The sequence below is a fragment of the Lysobacter xanthus genome, assembly GCF_047159895.1.
The window spans coordinates 1-598 of the sequence record NZ_BAAGAB020000157.1; the positions used below are offsets into that span (position 1 = coordinate 1).

Consider the following 598-nt stretch of genomic DNA (forward strand, 5'->3'; position numbering starts at 1 on the left):
CACCATCGGCCGGCACATCGATCGGCCGGCGGTGGTGGTCAACAAGTCGACGGTCCCCGTGGGGACCGCCGACCGCGTGCACGAGACGATCGCCGCCGAACTCGCGGCGCGCGGCGTCGACGTGGAGTTCGGTGTCGCGTCGAATCCGGAATTCCTCAAGGAAGGCGACGCGGTCAACGACTTCATGCGGCCGGACCGCATCGTGATCGGGGCGACCGACGCGACCGTCATCGACCGCCTCAAGCGTCTCTATGCGCCGTTCAACCGCAATCACGAGCGCATCGTCGTCATGGACGTGCGTTCCGCGGAGCTGACGAAGTACGCCGCGAACGCGATGCTCGCGACCAAGATCAGTTTCATGAACGAGATGGCGAACATCGCGGAACGCGTGGGCGCCGACATCGAGAAGGTGCGGCTCGGCATCGGCTCCGATCCGCGCATCGGCTGGCACTTCATCTACCCGGGCGCGGGTTACGGCGGCTCGTGCTTCCCGAAGGACGTGCAGGCGCTCGCCCGCACCGCGCAGCAGGCGGGCTACGACGCCGAACTGCTGGAGTCGGTGGAGGCGGTGAACCGCCGCCAGAAGAAGCATCTGTTC

The 598-nt window shown here is 66.9% G+C and carries 1 protein-coding gene; it reads left to right on the forward strand.

Features of this window, described 5'->3' with window-relative positions; genetic code table 11:
- Positions 1–598, forward strand: a 598-nt coding sequence (locus ACY35P_RS15635) for a UDP-glucose dehydrogenase family protein (protein ID WP_462116759.1), incomplete at both ends; no start/stop codon positions are given.